This is a genomic window from Arthrobacter sp. V1I9, assembly GCF_030817075.1.
GTDB lineage: Bacteria > Actinomycetota > Actinomycetes > Actinomycetales > Micrococcaceae > Arthrobacter.
Map to the genome: position 1 here is coordinate 2,822,250 of NZ_JAUSYU010000001.1, position 20,384 is coordinate 2,842,633.

Here is a 20,384-nt window from a genome sequence, read left to right on the forward strand (position 1 = left end):
GCCGTTGAGAGGGCCGCCACATGATGTGCGCCACATCACCTTTGTGAGACTTTTCCCTAATGCTTAAGGTTCATCTTCTGCAGGATGGTGGCTGCCATCTCCTCCACGGACACGCTGGCCGAGTTGAGGTACGGGATCCCGTGGGATTCGTACAGCCGCTCCGCGCTCCGCAGTTCGAAACCGCACTGCCGGAGGGAGGCGTAGGGTGAGCCGCGGCGCCGTTCGGTGCGGACCTGACTCAGGCGCAGCGGGTTAGTGGTGAGGCCGAAACATTTCGACACGAACGGCTTGAGCGACTTGGGCAGCCCCTCGCGTTCGAAGTCCTCCTCCACCAGCGGGAAGTTCGCCGCGAAGATCCCGTGCTGCAGCGCCAGGTACATGGTGGTGGGCGTTTTCCCGCACCGGGACGGGGCCACCAGGATGACCTGGGCCTTCTCCAGCGCACGCAGGCTCTGGCCGTCGTCGTGCTCCATCGCATACTCGACGGCGGCCATCCGGGACTGGTAGCGCGCTGCGTTTCCCAGGCCGTGCGCCCGGCCGGGCTCTCCGCTGGCGTGGCTGCCCAGTGCATGCTCCAGCTGTTCCACGTACGAGCCGATGAGGTCCACGATGATTCCCTGGCAGGCACTCAGCGTCTGCCGGATGTCACTGCTGACCGCCGTGGAAAAGACGAGCGGCGCCGGGCCGGCAGCGGCGGCGCTGTCGATGATCCCGACCACCGAGCGCGCCTGCTCAACGGTGGTGATGAACGGGATGGTAATGCGGTCGAAATTGTTCCCGGGAAACTGGGTCAGCAACGTGTTGCCCAGCGTTTCCGCCGTGATGCCGGTGCTGTCTGAAAGGAAATAGACAGGCCGAAGAGCGTCAGTGGTCATGGAACGACCCTAACGGTCCGTTGCCTGACGCGCCGCACCCAGGGGCGACTGCGGCCGCCGGCCCCCCCGCCTGCACCGGGGCTTGGCCAGGTCAGCAGATCCCCCGGCATCCGGCTAGAAAGGGACCCCGCACGTCAACAGTGCATTGGCGTACGGCGTAGCTTCCCCTGTCCGAATGAACAGTCTTGCAGAGGCTGACACGACCTTGAGCTCCTCATGACTGACGTATTTCAGTTGGCGGATGCGGTTACCTACCCAATTTTCGGTATCCGTGCCGCGTCCTTCCTTGGCCAACGTGGCGCTGTCGAACACCAGGTCCCCGACTAACGCCGCCAGAACGTCGTCAAACCGCGGTATGCCCTGGACAAGGGCAAGGTCGACCACCGGGACTCCGCGAGGGGCGGGCATGCCGCAATCGGCGAGCAGAACCAGGTCGCCATGGCCCAGCCGGCTCAGGGCAGCGTTGAGCTCGGCGTTGAGAATTCCGTGGCGCTTCAAGCTTTCACCTCAGGGAGCACATCGGACAGGGTCGGATAGGACGGCTGGGTTCCGTGTCCTTGCACCGCGAATGCGCCTACCCGGACCGCATAGCGGGAAGCCTCCAGGAGTGACGCGCCAGCGGCAAGACGCGTGCTCAAGGCACCGACGAAGGCATCGCCCGCGCCCGAGGTGTCCACGGCCTGGACCGTCGGGGCCGGTACCAGGTGAGTGCCCTCACTATCTGAGCAGATGGCGCCGTCCGCGCCACGGGTGAGGACGACAGACGGGATCCCCTGTGCCCGCAGTGAGGCGACCAGCGCCTCGTCATCTGCCGGCACCGGGGCGAGGGGGTCCAGCTGCGCAAGCACCAGGACCCCCTCGTGCTCGTTGACCACCAGCGGGCTCGCCGCACGGATGACCGCGGGGTCCACGGCGACCACTGGGGCTAGGTTCAGCAGCACCCTCCCGGTTGCAAGTTTGGCCGCCGCCGCAATTCCCTCGGCAGGTATTTCACCCTGCAAAACCACAACGGCTGCTTCGGCAATCCGGGCAGCAGCCCGTTCCACCGCCTCGGCGTCCACCGAGGAGTTGGCCCCCGGGATGACAACGATGGTGTTTTCGCCGCCGTCCGCCACGCAAATGACAGCCACCCCGGTGGCTCCGTCCACAGTCCTGACGGCACCGAGGTCCACCCCTGAGGTTTCCAGGAGTGCCGTGGCCAGGGCGGCGTTTGGATCGTTGCCCACCGCGCCGACCAGGCTTACAATTGCGCCACATTGAGCCGCGGCAAGGGCCTGGTTGGCTCCCTTCCCTCCGGGAAGCAGTGTGATCGAGCTGCCGAGCAGCGTCTCCCCCGGCAAGGGGTGACGCGTCAGGCGTACTACCTGATCCAGATTAATGGAGCCAACTACAGCCACTTTCCCGCCTGGCCCTTGCTGTTCTGTCACTTGCTGAAGTCTCCGACGTTGGTCTTGTTCACGGTCACAACGCCGACCGGGACCGTGGCGTCGATCTTGTCGCCCTTAAGGACCTTCGCGGCCTGCTCGACGGCAAACTGACCCAGCTTTGCCGGCTGCTGCGCGATCGACGCCACCAGGGTGCCGGCCTTGATGGCAGCCAGCCCATCGGTGGTTCCATCAAAACCTACGACCTTGACGTCCTTGCCGGCCTTGGCGCCCAGAGCCTGGACTGCGCCCAAGGCCATCTCGTCGTTTTCGGCGAAGACCCCCGTGACACCGGGGTTGGCCTGCAGCAGGTTAGTGGTGACGTCCAATGCGGCAGCCCGATCGAAGTTGGCGGTCTGCTTGGCGACAATCTTGATGTCGGGGAAGGCCTTCATGCCCTCTGCGAAGCCGGCGCCGCGGTCACGGCTTGCGGAGGTTCCGGCAACGCCCTGCAGCACGATGACGGTGCCCTTTTTGCCCAGCGCTGCACCGAGCTCCTCCGCGGCCTGCTTGCCGCCGGCAACGTTGTCGCTGGCCACCAGCGAGCTAAGGGTCGCATTGTTGACCGTGCGGTCCACGCCAATCACCGGAATGCTTGCCTTGGTCAAGGCGGTCACTGATGCCGATGCTGCATCAGAATCCACCGGGTTGACGATGACGGCCTTGGCGCCCGATGTCTGGGCGTTGGCAAGCTGGTTGGCCTGCGTCGCGGAGTCATTCTGCGCGTCAACTACTTCCAGCTGGATGTTTGCGGCCTTGGCGGCGGCTTGCGCGCCGTCGCGGACCTCGACGAAGAAGGGGTTGTTCAGGGTGGAAAGTGCCATAACCACTTTGGGATTGCTGGCTCCGGCAGAATCGCCACCGCGGTTGCAGGCTGTGGCTCCGGTAAGCAGGAGGCCGCCGACGGCGGTCAGTGCGAGGGCGCGGGTGAGGGAGAGCTTCATTGTTCTGTCCTTTGACTTGGAGGTTTGGATTCGGGGGTGGAAAATCTGCTGGGCGTTAGCTGGAACGGGTCTTTCGACGAAGGACGTCCATGCCGACAGCCAGGGCAATCACGACGCCGATGACGACTTGCTGCCAGAAGGAGGTCACGTTGAGAAGATTCAGGCCGTTGCGAATGACCACCAATACCAGCGCACCGACGATCGTGCCGGAGATTCGGCCGAGGCCGCCCGCCAGGGATGCCCCACCGATCACGACGGCGGCAATCGCGTCGAGTTCGTAGCCGGCCGCAGCCTGGGGCTGGGCGGAGTCCAGCCGGCCGGCCAGCAGGAGTCCTGCCAGGGCGGCGAAGAGCCCTGCCAGGGCAAAAACAGTGACAGTGATCTGCTTGACCGGAAGCCCTGAGAGTCGGGCTGCCTCGGCGTTGCCACCGACGGCGTACATTGAACGCCCGATGACGGTTCGGTTCAGGATGAAGGAGGCTACAGCTGCCGCGATCACCAGGACGATGATCGGGGTGGGGACAGGGCCGATGTTGCCACCGAGGAAAGAAACTTCCGGGGCCGTCTTAATGGGACGGCCATCTGAAATGACCAGTGTGAGGCCGCGGGCAATGCTGAGCATGGCCAGGGTGGCGATGAAGGAGGGGAGTTTTCCGTAGGCGCTGGCAACACCGTTGACGGTTCCCACCACCAGGCCTGTCAGCAGGCCGACCAGCAGGGCCAGGCCCCCGGGCAAGCCGGAAGAGACAAACATGTAGCCGGATACCATGGCGCTCAGGGCAGCCACTGACCCGACCGAAAGGTCAATGCCGCCGGCCACGATCACGAAGGTCATGCCGAAGGCAAGGATGGCCACGGTGGAGACCTGGATGCCGATATTGAGCAGGTTCGGCCCGGTCAGGAAGTCGGGGGTGATGATGAACAGCGCCAAAGCCAGGACCAGCAGGCCCACCAAGGCGCCGTTGTTCGCCAGGAACTTTTTGACATCAAAGCCCTGATGCGGCTGGGTCAGGGTTGCAGTGGACATGTTGGTGTTCCTTGTCTGGGTCAATGGGGACTGTGACGTCTTCGTCTCGGGATTTGGGGCTTTCACTGGTCATCGTCCGTATCCAAAGCCGCCAGGGTCATGACGGCATCCTGGGTGGCGTCGGCTGCGGACAGCACACCGGCGACTTCACCGTCGCGCATGACGAGAATGCGGTCGCTCATGCCCAGGACTTCAGGAAGCTCGCTCGAGACCATCACGATGGCGCCGCCGGCGGCCGTTATTTGGTTCATCAGTTCGTAAATTTCCACCTTGGCGCCAACGTCGACGCCGCGGGTGGGTTCATCCAGCAGCAGCACCGAAGACGCAGCCATGATCCAGCGCCCAAAGACGGCCTTTTGCTGGTTACCGCCCGAAAGGGATCGGATCGGCTGGTCGATGTTGTGCATGCGGATGCGCAGCTTCTTGGCAATCTCCTCCGCTTTTTGGCGTTGACCGGCGAAGTCGGCCAGGCCGAGACGGGAGCTGGACTTCAGGGTCGCGTAACCCAGGTTTTCGTTCACTGTGGCGTCCAGCACGAGTCCTTGGACTTTCCGGTCTTCGGGAACGTGCCCGATGCCGGCAGCTATGGCGGCCCCCACGTCACCCTTGGGCAGCCGTTTGCCGCGCACGGTGACGCTGCCGGCGTCGTGCCTGTCCACACCGGCGATGGCACGGATGACTTCAGTCCGCCCGGCCCCCACCAGACCGGCAATGCCCAATATTTCGCCGGCCTTGACGTCGAAGGAAATGTTGCTGAAGCGGCCCTTGGCCCCGAGGCCCTCGACCGCGAGGACGGTCTGGGGGGTTTCTGGCTCGACGATGCGGCGGGGGAACTGATCGTCGATGCTGCGGCCTACCATGAGCCGGACCAATTCGTCCTCGTGGGTGGATCCGGGTACTTCGGCGATGAACTCACCATCACGCAAGACACACACGGAGTCGCCGATTTCGGCGATCTCCTCAAGGTGGTGGCTGATGAAGAGCATGCCGACGCGCTCCGCACGGAGTTCCTCCACCACCCGGAACAGGTTCTCTGTTTCGTGTTTGGTTAGTGCCGCCGTCGGTTCGTCCAGGATCAACACCCGGGCGTTGATGCTCAACGCTTTCGCAATTTCCACCAGTTGCTGCTGTGCGATGCCGAGCTCCCCCACCGGGGTGTCCACTTCGACGCGGAGTCCAATCCGGTCCAGTGCGATCTTGGCCTGGCGCCTCAATTCACGCCGGTCCACCATCCCGAATTTCTTGGGCGTGCGTCCCAGCATGATGTTTTCAGCCACGCTCATGCTGCAAACCAGGTTCAGTTCCTGGTGGATGGTGGCAATCCCGTGAGCCTCGGCCGCACGGGTGTTCGGGAGGACGACCGGTTCGTTGTTGATGAGGATCTCACCGTTGTCCGGCTGGTAAACCCCTGCCATGATTTTGATCAGGGTTGACTTTCCGGCGCCATTTTCGCCCAGGAGAACTTGCACCTTTCCCGGGTAGACACTGACGGTCACGTCCTTGATCACTTTGACGGGCCCAAAGGATTTGCTGATGTTCTTTAGCGTGACAAGCGGTTCGCCGGGATGCTCTGCGGCGCTGGAGGAGCGATCGGTCATTTCAATTCTTCCTCTGGGTTTTCACTGGATCGGAAAGACGGTGCAAGGATGACTCGCGGATAATGAGTTCACTGGGCAAAGACACCGAGAGGGGTTCTTCGCCGTCGATGACTTTCAGCAGCAGATCCACCGCTATCCGGCCCATGTCCTCCACGCTGTGCGCTATGACGCTCAGCGCCGGGTTAAGCAGGGCAAACCAATTGATGTTGTCGAAGGCAACCAGGGCCACGTCCTGACCGATCCGAATGCCGAGTTCGTGTAGTTTCGCAACGGCACCCACGGCCATGGGGCTATCTGCTGCAAGGATTGCCGTGGGCGGGTCCTTGAGCTGGAGCAGCCGTTCGGTGGCTGCAGCGCCGCTCTCAAGCTGGAAGTCGCCGAAAACCGTCAGGGCCGGGACTTGATCCAGTCCGGCCTCATGCAGCGCGCTCACGAATGCGCCATAACGTTCCCGGCCAGTGGAAATTGACTGCGGTCCGGCAATGTAGCCGATCCGCCGGTGCCCTTGCTCCGCGAGGTGCCGGACCGCGTGACTGATTCCCGCGCGGCTGTCCGTGGTGACGCTGGGAACGTCCACGCCGTCGACGGTCCGGTCCACGAAGACGGTGGGGATCCCGCGGTTCACAAGCGAACTGATGGAACCCTTGCCGTCACCTTGCGGCGCCACGATCACGCCATCAACCCGCTGGTCTATCAATGTGTCCAGGAACCGGTTCTGCTGATCCTCGAGTTCATTGGCGTTGCCGAGGAGAATGACGTACCCGGTTTTTAGGGCCGCCTGCTCCACCGCATGCGCCAGATCGGCAAAGAACGGGTTCCGCACGTCTGAAACCAGAAGACCCAGCACATTCGTCCTGGCCGAGCGAAGACTCCGGGCCTGGGCGTTCGGTCGGAAGTCCAGTCGCTCGGCGGCCGCAGTGACCCGCGCCCGAGAGGCATCAGACGTTGCGGGGTGTCCGGACAGCACCCGGGATGCCGTGGCCAAGGAGACTCCAGCCAGCGCTGCGACATCCTTAATGGTGACACTGGTCATCGCAGACACTCCTTCGTGTTGGTAGGTCACTTGCTCATGGTGGAATCGATTCCATGGAATCGATTCCACGAGTGTAGGCAGTTGCCAGTGAATGTGTCAATCCTCACTAAAAACGCTGCGGCTGGCCCGAAGGGCGACGGCGTTCTGGTTGCCCCGGCGAGCAAGCGGGGTGATTCCAGCGATGTCACTTACGGGCCGCAATTCATCGACGGTTTCCACGACTACCCAGGAGCCGATCCTGATCCCCGAGGTGGACTCCAGCGGGATTGCCCAGGCCCTGGGGCAGCGCTAATTTCCCTGCCTGCAGCCCTGCCCCGGCCTTACCTAACCGTGTGATACACCACTTAGCGCCGGGTTCCGAAATAGCGAGGCATGCCTGTGCCATTGTGGAAGGCATGAAGGCAATCACTTACAGCTCGTACGGAAACCCTGATGTCCTCGAATTTGGCGACCAACCCATGCCGAAAGTCGGGCCGGGAATGGTCCTGGTCAAAGTCAAGGCCGCCGCAGTGAACCCAGTGGACTGGAAAATCATGGCGGGGTATCTGGATCCCATCATGGAGCTGCAGTTTCCCGCCATCCCCGGCTGGGATGTAGCAGGGGTTGTGGAGTCGGTGGGAATTGATGCCAGGCAGTTCCAGCCCGGCGACGAGGTCATCGCCTACGGCCGCAAGGACTACGTCCATGGTGGTAGCTTTGCCGAGTACATCGCGCTGCCGGAGCGGCTCCTGGCCCGGAAGCCTGCCTCGCTCGGGTGGAGCGAATCGGCGGGCCTGCCGCTGGCCGGCCTGACCGCCTACCAGGTCCTCAACCGGCTGGGCCTGAAGGCCGGCGAAACTGTACTGATCCACGGAGGTTCCGGAGGCGTGGGCTCCCTTGGCATCCAGATCGCTGTTGCCCTGGGCGCCAGTGTCATTGCCACTGCCTCCGAGAAAAACCACGAGTTCCTCCGCTCCCTGGGAGCCGAGCCAACTGCCTACGGGGACGGGCTCGCCGAGCGCGTTCGCGCACTGCATCCTCATGGCGTGGACGTCGTTGCCGATTTCGTCGGCGGAAACCTCGAGGCGACGTTGGCCGTGCTGGCCGAAGGAGGCCGGCATGCCTCGATCGCCGACAGTGAAGTGGAAGAGCACGGCGGTGACTGGATGTGGGTCAACCCGGTGGGCGCCGACCTGCAGGAACTCGCCGACTTGGCGGACAGCCGGAAGATCCGCGTGGAAGTTGCCGAGGTGTTTCCGCTGGAGAATGCTGCTGATGCCTTCCGGTCCAATATGGAAGGGCACACTCGCGGCAAGATCGTGATTGCTGTAGACCGTTGAGCATCACTGTCCTCCGGCCGAGCGACGGGTGAAGACCAGATGGACCACCCCTTGGGAAGAGGGGGTCGCTTCAATGTCGAAACGCTCTTCGAGTCCCTCCAGTCCGTCCCAGAACCGTTCACCCCGGCCCAGGACGATCGGCACGAGGACGATGTGCATGTGGTCGATCAGGTCGGCCTCGAGGAACTGCCGCACCGTGCTGGTGCCGCCGCCGATCCTGACATCCAGGCCGCCGGCCAGGGCACGGGCCTGTTCGAGCGCGGATGCGGGGTCCGCGTCAACGAAGTGGAAGCTTGTTCCGCCTTCCATCTCGAGGACCGGCCGGGGATGGTGTGTCAGGACAACAACAGGCGTGTGGAACACGGGGTTATCGCCCCACCACCCCTTCCAATCCTCGTTTTCCCAGGGACCGCGCTGAGGACCGAACTTGTTGCGCCCCATGATTTCGACGCCGACCCCGTGTCCCCACTGGCTGGCGAACGCCTCGTCGACGCCGAAGGATCCTTCCGATTCCCCATGGATGCCCATCGCGCGGAAGGTCCGCGTCTCGAAGGCCCACTCCAGCAGCCGCGTGCCCGCATGGCCGAACGGAGCGTCCAGTTGCTGGCCCTCGCCCGTGCCGAAGCCGTCGAGGGAGACCGAGAAATTGTGTACGCGGACAAGGGACATACGGTCTCCTGAAGTGTCGTTGGCAGTCACTGTAAGGCGACTAATCCCCACCGCTCAAGGCCTGCGCCCGGCGTACCCTGAAGCTATGGACTCCGAAGTCCTGGATCTCCGGCTACGGACCGGCATCACGGTGCCGTGCCTGGCCCAAAGCAGCGGGCAGGACGACGGCGGCTCCCAGCGGGTGGAGGGTCATGCTGTCCGTCTGTCCCTGGAACGCAAAAGAGGCCGACGGCGACACCCAGTGTCGCCGTCGGCCTCCCTTCTACGCCGCAAGGTGATATCCACCAAAGACGCTGGGACTCTAGGCCGCCGTCGGAAGCGTTACGTAGCTGCCTTCGATGACGCCGGCGGGAACAGTGGGAGCGCCGTCTACCGTCACATAGCTGCCACGGGTAACGGGAGGCAGGTTCCGGCTGCCGGCGACGGTGACATAGGTGCCCTCAACGCGGGCCGCGGCGCTGCCGGCGGGAAGGGTTACGTAGCTGCCGCCGCGCACTGCGGTGCCAGCAACAGCAATGCGGGCAGCGGTCTCGAGGGTGGGTTCGGCGGTTGCCGGGCTTTTAGCCAGCAAAGTCATGGGTACTCCTTGGGGTCTCAGAATGGGGGCCATTCAGGCTCAAGTACCGCTCAAGCGGGAGGGCGTCTGCGGGTTGTGTCGCCTGCCCTGCCGGCCCGGGAATGTTCACCGGTGCGGTACTCAAGGGCTACGGCGGCCTATATCCAAGTTTACGGGCTTATCCTGAGCCACTCAAAATAACGTGGGAAGACTCACGTCAAGCAACCAGGCGCCCAAGGCGCTTATAACTTCGTAGCCAGGACGGCGGAGCACGGGTGGGGCCCGGGAGGTGCACCGGATGAGGGCGGAGGTTTAGGGAACGAGCCTTACGTCCCCGCCCCGGAGGGTGGTACGGAAGCCGTCGCCCTGGACCGCGACATCCTGCAGCACTAGGCCCTCGGGCAGCCCCTCAATGCTGTGCTCGATGGTCACGAGCCCGCGCACGACGGCGGCCGTGGCGTCGGAGAGGAAGGCCGGCCCACCAATGTCGATTGAGCGTGGCTCCACAATGAGCCTGCCGTCTCGGACCTTGACCGTGCCGGTGGCAACGACGCGCACTTCTCGCCCCAGGGCTTCAACGGTGCGAACCACCGTGGCCTGACCGCCGTCAGCAGCGCGGACCACTGTCCCGCTCCCGATCTGCTCAGCCACAACCTCGAACGGCACGGTCGCGTCCACAGTGAGCTGTCCGGCGACCAGCCCGTCCGGCCTAGTGACCACGTCCTGCCCGACGGCCCGAACGTCGCGGAGGGTGGAGCCAGCGGCCACCACTGTCCCGGCATCCAGCACGACGTCGGATAGCCACACCCCGTCCTGACCCAGGTCTCCGGGCGGCTCGGCGCCCGGTGTGCGCTCGGCCCCCGCCGTCGGCGAGGGCGCGGGCCCTGCTTCGGCCGTGTTTGCCGGGTCGCTCACCGCCCACCAGAAAATCGCAACCACGAGTCCCAAGAGGAGGACCATTCCAGCAGCACCGATCAGCCAGTCCTTTGCACGCGTCCACTTCACCAGGACAGTCTGCTGGTTCGCAGCGTGTGGCGCGAAACCCGGAGTTGAGTGGAAACAACTTTCAGGCTCAAAATGTCATGCGCTCTGTTGATCCTTCACCACGCCCGGGTCCTGTTCCTGCAGCTCCTGTTGCAGTCCGTGACTGCTTTAGTTAAGCCTCTACTTGGATCGAATCAGGTCAAGCAAAGCCGGCAGCCTCGTGACACCATCGTCTGCCATGAAGTGTCCTGCTCCCGGATGAACCTGAAGCCGTGCGCCCAGTCGCCTGGCGAGGTCATCCGATGCCGCCGCCGGCACTAAAGGATCCGTGTCGGAGCGAAGAACTATTCGTTCTCCAATGTTCGTTACCAGCCGTTCAACATCAACGTCAGCTGCGAGGAAACCATCAAGTTCCGGCAGGGCCTGCAGTGGTTCAGTGAACCCAGCCACCACCACGAGACTACCCAGTTCCCATGGTTCCGGCAGCGCCGCGAGTACCCGCAGGGCGGTGACCGCACCCAGGGAATGGGCTACAACCACCGTTGCCGCATCGGGCACCCCGAGTGCCGCGCTGACCGCGTTTTCCCACGCAGCATTGTCAGGTTCGTCAGAATCGGGGAGGGGAACGACGGTGACTGCGATGCCTTCAGCTTCGAGGGCACCCTGAAGCCAGGGGAACCAGTTTGCATGAGGCGACGATTCATACCCGTGGACGATGAGGACGCGTTGGAAGGGCCGAACCGGGACGTTACTGGCTGCGCTGTTCATAGGCAAAGACTCTAAACCGTCGGTTTGCCCGCCAGTCAGGGGGCACAGTCCTCGTCGTTAATGAAGACCTGAACGGCCACGACATGAACTTCTGTCAGGCCCTTCTCATGGTCAGGCTTCTCCAGCAGGACCGGCTGGCGGTACTGGCGGGCCCTCCAGCCGGGAGTGACCTCGCCGGGAACAATCGCGCCCCGAGTCCGCTCAAACGAGTCCATCAGGGCCGCTGGCTGCATAACGGATGACAGGGTTTCGATCGATCGAACTGATCGGCGCTTGAGTCAAAAAAACCCGGGTATTAAGTATCCCGAGTATCCGTGCCTCCTTGCCCAGCATGCGCCTCTTAGCGGTTGTAACCTAATCCGGGCGCCGGGGTCCGTGCAGGATGGGCACGCTCGCTTCTGCCCACGCGGGAAGTTTCCCTGGTCATACCGGTGGAAAGCAGCTGATTAGGTCTAGTGTTGGCTGGGTCGGCAATCGCCGCGATTACCCTCAGGGAGGGTGCATGAACTCCAAGCAGTCCAGCTCCGAGCAATTTATGAAGTACTTGAAAAGCGTTGGCGGTTCAGAAGTTGATCTCAACGCTGCGGCCTACACCGTCAGCGATAACGACACCGTCGAGAGCGTGGTTTCACGCCTGCGGATGGAACAGCAGGAGCATGGGGGCAACGCCAAAGACCCCTCGATACTCCATGCCTCGGCGCAGGTGATGATCAGCAGGCGGGATGAACGCGACCCCGTCCACCACGAGGGGGTTTCCCAGCCGGGAGAATACCAGCTGGACATCCATCACAGCGCAGGCAGCACCACGCGGGAGAGCATCCCGGTGAAGGACATGGAAGCCGCCAAGGTCTGGGCACAGGCACAAATCGAAGCCCAGGGCGCAGAGTTCGGAGCCATGTACTTTCCTGCCGGCGGAGGCGACGCACCAGGGACGGGAGCCCTGATAGCCAGCTTCGACCGTTCGGTGGGCTGGTACCGCTAGCCGAAATTGCGCTCCCGGGTTCAAACCCGGGAGCGGTCGGGCTTGACCTGAACCAGGATCGACAGCGCCGGCTGGACGAAGACGGGCTTCGACGCTATTTGAGCAAGCCACCGCCGGAAGCTGTTGGACCAAACGTGGCCAACTCTCGTTTGCGTTATTTGCAAGGATGGGCCGCCTCGATTGCTTCTGCAACAGACAGTTTCAGTAGCGCCATAAAGTACGGCGCCGTCGTCATCAACGCGCATTGATTCCGGAACCCCACCTCCACTGTGATAATCCGGTAGGTATGTCTCCCTTATCCAAATCTTCCACCACGGCATCCGCCGCCGAAGAACGCAGCGCCCGCGTCGCCGTCACGCTCTTTCCCATCCTCATCCTGGCCGGAGGCGCCATAGCGCTTGCCATGCCAACAGCCTTTACGGGCTTGGCCCCGTGGATCACTCCACTGCTGGGCGTCATTATGTTCGGCATGGGCCTGACGCTTACGCCCCCTGACTTCGCCATCATCGCCAAGCGCCCGGTTCCGGTGGTGATTGGTGTTGTGGCGCAGTACGTCATCATGCCGCTGCTTGGCTGGCTGGTTGCCGCGGCGTTGGGCCTGCCGCCTGCACTGGCCGCCGGGGTAATCCTGGTGGGCTGCTGCCCGGGTGGAACGGCGTCGAACGTGGTGTCCTACCTGGCCAAGGGCGACGTTGCCTTGTCCGTTGCCATGACGTCCGTTTCCACGCTGCTCGCTCCGCTGCTGACCCCCGTGCTGGCTCTGTGGCTGGCTGGCCAGTACATGCCGGTGGATGCCGGCTCGATGGCGTGGTCCATCGTCCAGGTGGTGCTGATCCCTGTGCTGCTGGGACTCGTGCTCCGTGTCTTCCTGCCACGTTTGGTCACTAAGGCGCTGCCTGCCCTTCCCTGGATTTCCGTCCTCGCCATCACCCTTGTGGTGGTAGCGGTCGTCGCTGGAAGCGCCAAGGCCATCTTCACTGCCGGACTGTTGGTCCTGGCCGCGGTCATCCTGCACAACGGCCTTGGCTATGCCCTCGGCTACGGCGCAGCCCGCCTGTTCAAGTTGCCCATCCCCGCCAGGCGCACCACCGCGATTGAGGTTGGGATGCAGAACTCAGGGCTTGCCGCAGCGTTGTCCCGGCAGTACCTGACTCCCGAGTCCGCCCTGCCTGCCGCCATCTTCTCGGTCTGGCACAACGTTTCGGGCGCGGTCCTCGCGGCCTACTGGCGCCGCCGCAGCACTCCTGCCGCACGCCCCGGTGAGCCGGTTCCGGTGGCTGTCACGGAGTAGGCGCACTTCCAGAAGTATCTGCCGCGAGCCTCGCACTTGAGGCGCGTCCGGTAGCGCCCGGCCATGCGTTGTCTTCCGCTTGGCCAGGCCCTACCGTGAAGTGACGGACAGCCGAAGCAGGTGCAGCCATGCAGACAATATGGTGGTCATCGCGCTGCCTGCTGCTGTGCTTCCTGGTCGCAGGGCTCCTCGGCAGTGGCACTCCCACCGCAACATACGCCGGCACAACGTATGCGGAACCAGCAAATCTTGAGCAAACCTACGCAGCACTGGACTCCTACCTCCGCGAGCAGCTCGAAACGCTAGGCATTCCCGGTGCGGCAGTCGCCGTCGTCCGCAACGGCACCCAAGTGCACTCGGCCGCCTTCGGCCGCGCCGACGACTCCGGCAGGCCGATGACCGCGCAGACGCCGGTCCTGCTCGCCTCCACCAGCAAGTCCCTCACGGCCATCGCCGTAATGCAGCAGGTGGAGGCCGGCCGGCTGCGGCTCGACGAGCCGGTACAGACTTACCTGCCCTGGTTCACACTTGACGACAGCCGCTCCCAAGCAATTACGGTGCGGCACCTGCTCCACCAGGCCAGCGGCATGGGGTCCAGGGACACCGCCTTCGAGGCCTCGGACGCGCAGACCCCGGAGGCCCTGGAAGAAGGCGTCCGCGCACTGGCAGGTTCACCTCTGGCCGGCAATCCGGGTGAGGCCTTCCACTACGCCAGCGCCAACTTCAACATCCTGGGCCTCCTGGTGCAGACGGTCTCCGGCCAGCCGTTCGGGGACTACCTGAAGGAACACGTCTTCGGGCCGCTGGAGATGGTGCACAGCCACCCGACGCGCGCCGCGGCCCGCGCCGACAACGCCGCCGCCGGCTACTCCCTCTGGTTCGGCTCCTTCTGGCGCCAGACCGACGTACCCGCACCCACTGCCGGGACTCCCTCCTCCACTCTGTACGCCTCGGCCGAGGACCTGGGCCATGAGCTGACCGCACTGCTCGACGGCGGCGGGTACGGCGCCGCCCGGATCCTCCGGCCCGAGAGTGTGGCGGCGATGTTCGAGCCCGGCGTGCGGATTGACGAAGCCAAGCAGTACGCCATGGGCTGGTTCACCCGGCCGCTGGTGGAATCCGCCGATCCCGCGGCTCCTCCCGTCCCCGAGGAGGCGTTGCCGCTGCTGCTCGAGCATCAAGGCGAATGGGGCAACAGCCACACCTACCTGGGCATGGTTCCGTCCTCGGGGCTGGGCGTGGCGCTGGTGATCAACGCCAATCCTGCCGCCGCCCCGTCCCGGCTGAAGGCCATCGACACCAACCTCCTGCGGATCCTTCACGGGCGGTCCCCGGTGCCTGCCGTTGTCCAGGAGGACTGGCTTCAGCGGTACAGCTGGGCGGTTGCCATGGGACTGCTGCTCGCCGAACTGCTGAGCCTGTGGCTGGCACTGCGGTTGCTGCTCCGCCCACATTCCGCGGGCAGGCGGACTCCCCTTGCCTACGCCGCTGCGGCCCTCGCCCTCGACGCCTTCGTCCTGTGGCTGTGCCTCGACTACGCCCCGACCAGGTTCGACACGCACCTGTTCGTTGTGGTCCGCCAGTTTCCCGACGTCGGCATCTCACTGGTGCCCGCCCTCGCCCTGGCCATCCTCTGGCCGGTCCCGCGGACAGTCTGGCTCCTCGCTCGCATGCGGGCCCGCCCTGTAGTGGCATAGGGACTGGTGGTGGCCGAATACTTCATATGCCGGCGCGCGCAGCAATCAGGGCCAGCGTCCCGCTCGTCTTTCCAGCGCGCTTAGGAGCGGCGGGCCGCTGGTCCGGCACCATAGTGCTCGGCCAGCTTCGCCAGTCCCTCATCCAGCGAGACAGCGGGCGTCCAGTCCAGGAGCTCCTGGGTTTCGCGTTGGTCGAACCAGTGGGCGGTGGAGAGCTGCTCGGCGAGGAACCTGGTCATCGGCGGCTCCTCTTGCCGCCCGGCCAAAGTCCACAGCTTCTCCACCACCGCTCCCGCCGCACGCGCCACCCCGCCCGGCACCGACCACCGCGGCGCGGCAACCCCGCCCGCAGCGCAGATGCCGGCCAGCAGCTCGCCCACCGGACGCGGCTCGCCGTTGCTCACTACCAGGGCCCTGCCATGGACGTGGTCCATGCGGTGCAGCGCGGCCACAATTGCCGAGGCCGCATTGTCCACGTAGGTGGTGTCGATCAAGGCCGCGCCAGCGTCAAGCAACGGCAGGCGGCCCTGGCTGGCGCGTGCCAGGACCCGTTCCACCAGCTGGGTGTCGCCGGGGCCCCACACGATGTGCGGGCGCACCGCCGCCACCCGGAAGTCCGGAGCGTCCGCCGCCAACGCCAGCAGCTCCGCCTCGGCCTTCGTGCGGGAATAGTCACCATGCGCTCGCTTCGGGTCCGCCGGCTCCGCGCCCAGCCCGGCGATGGCGGCGCCGGAATTGGCCACGGACGGCGAGGACACAAACACGACGTCCCGCACCCCGGCCGCACGGGCGCATTGGAGCAGGCGGCGGGTTCCTTCGACGTTCACCTCGTCGAACTCCCCGGCCCGGCCCGTGAAGGAAACCTTCGCGGCCAGATGGATGACTCCTTCCGCCCCTCGAACTGCTTCCCGCAGCACCCCGTCGTCGGCGAGTGACCCGCGGACGTCAGTGGCGCCGTCGACCCCTGACGGACGGCGCTGGAAGGTCCCCACATCATGGCCCTGGCGCACCAGGAGCCGGGCCACTTCTCCCCCTAGCAGCCCGCTGGCGCCGGTGACCAGGACCCTCACGGTTTTCCCGGACGGCCGCCAGCCAGCACCCGTGTAGCCCAGCGCGACAGGCGGCTCCTGTCGATCTTGGCGTTGTGCCGGATGTCGGTGGGCTGGGCGGGGACGACGAGCACGGCGGAGACACTTACGCCAGCCTTCCGGGCCGCGCCGCGGACATGCCCTGCAAGTTGCGGCGCAGCAGGACCGGCTTTGCGTGCCGGAGGGACGGTCTCGACGACGGCGACCACGGCCTGGGTGCCGGCCGGTCCCACCCCGGCGATGGCCGCCAGCCGGACGCTGTCCAGGCGTTCGATGGCCTGTTCCGCGCCGACGGGTGTCACCACAGCACCGGGAGCCGTCACCACATGGGCGAGGCGTCCCTCCACCCAGAGCCGGCCGGCGGCGTCGAAGTGCCCCACATCGCCGGTGCGGTGCCATCCGGGCACACTGGTGCTCTCCTGCTGGATCAGCCAGAGCCTGTCGTACTCTTCCTTGACGTGCGCAGCGCTGACCAGGATCTCGCCGGTCACGCCGGCTTCCGTCACGGAATGGCACCCGGGTGCAGTGCCATTCTGTGCCAACTGGACAACTGCCACGCGGGCGCCGTGCACCGGCTTTCCCACGCACACGCCGTTGCCTGCTCCCGGCACGGTGCCGGCGGCAGCATCGGCGTCGGCCGCCTGGATCTGTTCGAGGCTGATGTCGGTGACCGGCAGCGCCTCAGTCATCCCGTACGGGGTGTGCAGCGAGGCCCGGGGCAGCAGCCTCTGGACCTCAGCCAGCAGCGGTGCCGGGACGGGCGCGCCGGCGGACAGCAGCAGCTCGATACCCTCCAGCGCCTTGTGCCCCGCCTCGCTCAGTCCGTCCTTGGTGGCGAGGACGTTGCGGAGAGCGGCCGGCGAGGCGAAGACCACCGTGGCGTCGATGGCTGCGGCGGCGTCCGCGAGCGCACTGGCCATCAAAGTGCGGGGCGCCGTGACATCCATGGCCGGCGTCACCGACACCGCTCCGAGCGCCGGTCCCAGCAAAGCAAAAGGGGCGAAGCCTGCCACCAGCCGCGCGCCGGGACGGATCGCAAAGGTTGCGGCCACGGTATCCCGCATGGCGGCCAGCTGCCGGTGCGTGTAGAGCACACCTTTGGCGGGGCCGGTGGACCCGGACGTGAAGAGGACCGCGGCCGGGGAATCCGGGTTCACACTGTCCGTCAGCTGTGCTGATCCGCGGCCGGCACCCGAACGGGACAGTGCGGTGAGGGAGGTCTCGACGCCGAGCAGCCGACGGCGGGCGGCCGGGAGGTCCTGCACGCTGATCCGCCGTCCCGGCCAGCCGAGCACGGAGGCAGCGGCGAGCGCCTTGTCGATCCCGATGAGGAAATCGGGGGTGGCGCCTTTCACGGCGCGGCTCAGGCCTTTGGTTCCCAGTCCGGCGTCGGCCACCACCACCACGGCGCCCAGGCGCAGGCAGGCGTATAGGGCTACCGTCAGGTCCACCCCGGGCGGAACCATCAGGCTCACCCGGCTGCCGCGTCCCACTCCCGCTTCCTGCAGCCCTGCGGCGAGGTCGAGGATGTTCCGGTCCAGCTGTTGCCAGCTGAGCGAGCGGGCGGTGGTGCCGTCCGGCGCCATCTCCGCGACGGCGGTATCTACTCCCGCCGCCCCTGCCGCCTGCTGGCCGAGCAGGTCCCAGAGGGGACGGAAGTCCGCGGGCTCCGGTTCGGGCGCATCCTGCCGCCCCGGGCCACCGGTCGTTGTGCCGTCCAAGGCATCACTTCCGTTGACATTAACGTTCTCCGCGAGCCACTGGAAAACCGGCGCTGCAATGTTCCGGTCCTCCGCCACGAGATGGCCGGCACCCTCGAAGCGGTGCACGTCAGCGTGCGGAAGCCGGGTGAGAAGGTCCTTGAGGTACCGGTCCGAGAAAATGGGGTCCCGCGGGCCCCAGAGCATCAGCGCCGGGACCTTCAACCCGCGCAGGCCTTCCGCAACGCTGGTCAGCGCCGGGAAGCTGGGGTGGGACGCGTCCACGGGAATGTCGGCGACGAAGTTTCCGACCCCGGTCCGGCGGTCGGCCCCGCGGTAAGGCGCCATGTAGGCCTTGCGGATGTCGGCCGGCAGCGGCGGGTGCGCCAGCGAGTGCGTCACCCGCAGGAAGGCGTCCGACGTCGTGGTCCCCCACCCGTGCACGGCCGGGTGCAGGGCCAGCCGCAGGGCCGGCGGGATGGCCGAACTGGTCGGCTGATGGACCGCTGTGTTGGTCAGCACCACCCCGGCGAGCTGCTGCGGGTGCGCCAGGGCCCAGCCCAGGCTGATCACGCCGCCCCAGTCGTGCCCCACCGTAATCACGGGGCCGTCCAGGCCCAGTGCGTACGTCAGGTCGCCGAGGTCGTTGATCCGGTCCGCCAGGCGCCGGAAGGTGCCCGTGCGCTCGGAGTAACCCATGTCCAGCTGGTCCACAGCGATGACGCGCCATGGATGTGCCGGGTCCGAGCCGGCGGCCAGCAGCGTCCGCCACAGGTACGACCAGGTGGGGTTGCCGTGCACGCACAGCAGGGTTCCGGCGGGAGTCAGGCCCAGGCGGGCCAGCTCTTCGCCGTTGTCCAGCAGGTGCCAGCGGCGCACTGTGCCCGGCGCATCGGCGTCGGACGTGGACGGCACATCAATTTCGCGCGACCATCCCGCGCGGACGCCGGGCCAGCCCGCGGCTACCAAACGATTTCCAGCATCGCGGTGTTAAGCCCGGACCCCACACCCATGCAGAGCACCCGGTCCCCTGCTTCAAGGGACTGCGCTTCGGCGGCAAGGGTCATGGGGAGGGAGGCCGGGCCCACGTTGCCCCAGTGCGGGAACGTGATGGGCACCTTGTCGGGATCCAGGTCGATGGCGTCGATGATGGCCTGCGTGTAGGCGTTGCTCACCTGGTGCGTGACGTACCGGTCCATGGCTGCCCAGTCCCACTCCGGCCGGGCTTCGTGCCAGGCGTCGACGACGAGCTGCAGGCCGCCGTCGAGCAGGCCTTTTGTGTCGGTGGCCATGCCGTCAATGCCGCCCACGCACAGCTCATGGTGTTCGGTGCCGGCACGCATCACGCCGCCCAGGATCCGGTGGGCACCGGGGTGCTGGTCTGCGGGGCCGAGGACGGCGGCGGCAGCCCCGGAGCCCAGGGTGAGGGTGGCGAACTCGCGGTTGAAGTCCTCGCGCGTGGTCTCCGGCCGCTCGAGCCGGGCCAGCGTGGCCTCCTGCGTGGACTCGGCGTCCTCGCCATTGACGATCACCGCGTACTTGATCTGGCCGGAGTCGATCATATTGGCCGCGAGCGTCAGGCCGTTCACGAACCCCAGGCAGGCATTGGCCAAGTCAAAGTTCATGGCCGACGACGGGAGGCCGAGTCCGTGATGGATCTTCACCGCGACGGACGGTTCCAGATTGCGCCGCGTCACCGAAGTGTTGATCAGCAGGCCGACGTCAGACGCCTCCACACCTGCCTCGGCCAGGGCTTTCGCTCCGGCTTCGGCAGCAGCATCATCAAAGGAGGTGCCGGCCGCCCACCAGCGGCGGTGCGTTACGCCGGCAACGCGCTCCAACAGCCGGGGCGGGAATTTCAGCCGCTGCAGGGTGGACGCCAGCCTGCGGTCGAAATCCGTGGAACTGACGATCCTCGGAGCCTCGACACTGCTTACCGAAAGCAGCGCCGTGTTGCTGTGCCGGAAGGTTGCATTCCCTGCCAAATCAAGCCCCTGTTCGTTTCCGTCCTGCACTTATGCGGTGACTGTACCCATAAGCGCAAGTTCAAAGCTTAACTTGGCTGGCGCCTGCTCCGGTCAATCGTGCACCAGAGACAGACCCGCCATGCCGCTGACTGACTGACTCGAACGGCAATGGTAAGCATGCTTAGGAAATGATATAGGCGCAACGTCGGACCGCCAACCGGAAAAGGGAAGCATTAGGGGTCAGCCGACAGAAGAATGGGGAACTCATTTGGGGAAATGGTTGGCACCAGAGGAACGGGTAGGGCCTGCGGGCGGTTCCGGGCCTAAACTCAATCATGGAGTCGATCCCGGCGGTGTTCTTGGTTTTTGGTGCGGCTTTCGTATGGTTGGGATTGACGGTAGCGGTACTCCTACGGGTGCGGCGCCGCAGGAACGGCTCGTCCTTGGTGGCTTCGGCTTCCC

At 65.4% G+C, this 20,384-nt stretch carries 19 protein-coding genes; 4 read left to right on the top strand and 15 right to left on the bottom strand.

The window, feature by feature from the left end; genetic code table 11:
• Positions 1 to 56 precede the first annotated feature (56 nt).
• The 7 genes from QFZ70_RS13195 to QFZ70_RS13225 all read right to left on the bottom strand — a co-directional run bounded on the left by QFZ70_RS13195 (position 57) and on the right by QFZ70_RS13225 (position 6,901).
• Complete coding sequence (locus QFZ70_RS13195; RefSeq protein ID WP_307096207.1) at positions 57 to 875, bottom strand: pyruvate, water dikinase regulatory protein; 819 nt, start codon at positions 873 to 875, stop codon at positions 57 to 59.
• A 114-nt stretch (positions 876 to 989) separates the two neighbouring features.
• Positions 990 to 1,373, bottom strand: coding sequence for a D-ribose pyranase (gene rbsD / locus QFZ70_RS13200; protein ID WP_307096208.1), 384 nt, complete (start codon positions 1,371 to 1,373; stop codon positions 990 to 992).
• A complete protein-coding gene (locus QFZ70_RS13205; RefSeq protein WP_307096210.1) occupies positions 1,370 to 2,302 on the bottom strand; it encodes a ribokinase in 933 nt (310 codons plus the stop codon). Before QFZ70_RS13205 ends, rbsD begins: the two co-directional genes overlap by 4 nt.
• A complete protein-coding gene (locus tag QFZ70_RS13210) occupies positions 2,299 to 3,243 on the bottom strand; it encodes a substrate-binding domain-containing protein (protein ID WP_307096211.1) in 945 nt (314 codons plus the stop codon). The genes QFZ70_RS13205 and QFZ70_RS13210 overlap by 4 nt, the downstream gene beginning before the upstream one ends.
• A gap of 55 nt (positions 3,244 to 3,298) precedes the next feature.
• Positions 3,299 to 4,270 carry an ABC transporter permease gene (locus tag QFZ70_RS13215; RefSeq protein ID WP_307096213.1) on the bottom strand — a complete coding sequence of 324 codons (972 nt, stop codon included), beginning with the start codon at positions 4,268 to 4,270 and terminating at the stop codon, positions 3,299 to 3,301.
• 62 nt (positions 4,271 to 4,332) lie between these two features.
• Positions 4,333 to 5,868 (bottom strand): sugar ABC transporter ATP-binding protein, encoded by a 1,536-nt coding sequence (locus QFZ70_RS13220; RefSeq protein WP_307096215.1) that lies wholly within the window; start codon positions 5,866 to 5,868, stop codon positions 4,333 to 4,335.
• Between the two features lies 1 nt (position 5,869).
• Entirely contained in the window at positions 5,870 to 6,901 is a 1,032-nt protein-coding gene (locus QFZ70_RS13225; RefSeq protein WP_307096217.1) for a LacI family DNA-binding transcriptional regulator, read from the bottom strand.
• A 395-nt stretch (positions 6,902 to 7,296) separates the two neighbouring features.
• Here QFZ70_RS13225 and QFZ70_RS13230 point away from each other — a divergent pair, with 395 nt between their 5' ends.
• Positions 7,297 to 8,220, top strand: a complete 924-nt coding sequence (locus QFZ70_RS13230) for an NADP-dependent oxidoreductase (protein WP_307096219.1) — start codon at positions 7,297 to 7,299, stop codon at positions 8,218 to 8,220.
• 3 nt (positions 8,221 to 8,223) lie between these two features.
• Here the strand turns inward: QFZ70_RS13230 and QFZ70_RS13235 are convergent, their stop codons facing one another.
• The 5 genes from QFZ70_RS13235 to QFZ70_RS13255 all read right to left on the bottom strand — a co-directional run bounded on the left by QFZ70_RS13235 (position 8,224) and on the right by QFZ70_RS13255 (position 11,430).
• Positions 8,224 to 8,889: a dihydrofolate reductase family protein gene (locus tag QFZ70_RS13235; RefSeq protein ID WP_307096221.1), complete on the bottom strand. Its 666-nt coding sequence runs from the start codon at positions 8,887 to 8,889 to the stop codon at positions 8,224 to 8,226.
• 301 nt (positions 8,890 to 9,190) lie between these two features.
• Entirely contained in the window at positions 9,191 to 9,466 is a 276-nt protein-coding gene (locus QFZ70_RS13240; protein ID WP_307096223.1) for a hypothetical protein, read from the bottom strand.
• Positions 9,467 to 9,757: 291 nt separating this feature from the next.
• Positions 9,758 to 10,450 (bottom strand): LmeA family phospholipid-binding protein, encoded by a 693-nt coding sequence (locus tag QFZ70_RS13245; protein WP_307096225.1) that lies wholly within the window; start codon positions 10,448 to 10,450, stop codon positions 9,758 to 9,760.
• A 159-nt stretch (positions 10,451 to 10,609) separates the two neighbouring features.
• Positions 10,610 to 11,197, bottom strand: coding sequence for an alpha/beta hydrolase (locus tag QFZ70_RS13250; RefSeq protein ID WP_307096227.1), 588 nt, complete (start codon positions 11,195 to 11,197; stop codon positions 10,610 to 10,612).
• 35 nt (positions 11,198 to 11,232) lie between these two features.
• Positions 11,233 to 11,430, bottom strand: a complete 198-nt coding sequence (locus tag QFZ70_RS13255) for a hypothetical protein (RefSeq protein WP_307096228.1) — start codon at positions 11,428 to 11,430, stop codon at positions 11,233 to 11,235.
• A 269-nt stretch (positions 11,431 to 11,699) separates the two neighbouring features.
• Between QFZ70_RS13255 and QFZ70_RS13260 the strand changes: the two genes are divergently transcribed.
• From QFZ70_RS13260 to QFZ70_RS13270, 3 genes are all read left to right on the top strand, one after another.
• On the top strand, positions 11,700 to 12,179 hold the full coding sequence (locus QFZ70_RS13260; protein WP_307096230.1) for a hypothetical protein: 480 nt from the start codon (positions 11,700 to 11,702) through the stop codon (positions 12,177 to 12,179).
• Positions 12,180 to 12,465: 286 nt separating this feature from the next.
• Positions 12,466 to 13,470, top strand: a complete 1,005-nt coding sequence (locus QFZ70_RS13265; protein WP_307096231.1) for a bile acid:sodium symporter family protein — start codon at positions 12,466 to 12,468, stop codon at positions 13,468 to 13,470.
• Between the two features lie 128 nt (positions 13,471 to 13,598).
• Positions 13,599 to 15,167, top strand: coding sequence for a serine hydrolase (locus QFZ70_RS13270; RefSeq protein ID WP_307096233.1), 1,569 nt, complete (start codon positions 13,599 to 13,601; stop codon positions 15,165 to 15,167).
• A gap of 80 nt (positions 15,168 to 15,247) precedes the next feature.
• Here the strand turns inward: QFZ70_RS13270 and QFZ70_RS13275 are convergent, their stop codons facing one another.
• Genes QFZ70_RS13275 through QFZ70_RS13285 form a run of 3 tightly spaced genes read right to left on the bottom strand, consistent with a single transcriptional unit; the run spans position 15,248 to position 19,940 of the window.
• Entirely contained in the window at positions 15,248 to 16,237 is a 990-nt protein-coding gene (locus QFZ70_RS13275) for an NAD(P)-dependent oxidoreductase (RefSeq protein WP_307096235.1), read from the bottom strand.
• On the bottom strand, positions 16,234 to 18,924 hold the full coding sequence (locus QFZ70_RS13280) for an alpha/beta fold hydrolase (protein ID WP_307096238.1): 2,691 nt from the start codon (positions 18,922 to 18,924) through the stop codon (positions 16,234 to 16,236). Before QFZ70_RS13280 ends, QFZ70_RS13275 begins: the two co-directional genes overlap by 4 nt.
• Positions 18,918 to 19,940: a 3-oxoacyl-ACP synthase III gene (locus QFZ70_RS13285; protein WP_307097882.1), complete on the bottom strand. Its 1,023-nt coding sequence runs from the start codon at positions 19,938 to 19,940 to the stop codon at positions 18,918 to 18,920. Before QFZ70_RS13285 ends, QFZ70_RS13280 begins: the two co-directional genes overlap by 7 nt.
• Between the last annotated feature and the right edge of the window lie 444 nt (positions 19,941 to 20,384).